1 rRNA gene is annotated in these 291 nt (G+C 53.6%); it reads left to right on the top strand.

The features are described from left to right. Positions 1 to 86: ribosomal RNA gene (locus tag ACZYR9_RS27755) — 23S ribosomal RNA — on the top strand; the annotation flags it as partial. Positions 87 to 291 lie beyond the last annotated feature (205 nt).

Here is a 291-nt window from a genome sequence, read left to right as displayed (position 1 = left end):
TGTAGACGACGAGGTAGATAGGTTCGGGGTGGAAGCGCGGCAACGTGTGGAGCTGACGAATACTAATCGGTCGAGGGCTTATCCAAAACAATGATCAGCATGATTTGTTTCGATCCAGTTTTCAGGGAATAAAGGAAAGCCATTGTTCGCATTGCGGACGATGGTTTTTTGTAGTACGCCCAGCATGGGCGTCATCTTTAGGGTGAAAGTCCTGAACGGGGGCTGGCGAGCGCCTACCGTAGCCAAGGGCAAGGGTGTCCGTCGCGAGGCGGAATCTGAAGGAAGCCGGAG

It is taken from the genome of Paenibacillus sp. F024 (genome assembly GCF_057814255.1).
The sequence above is the reverse complement of the archived record's forward strand: the minus strand, read 5'-3'. Positions and strand labels throughout refer to the sequence as shown.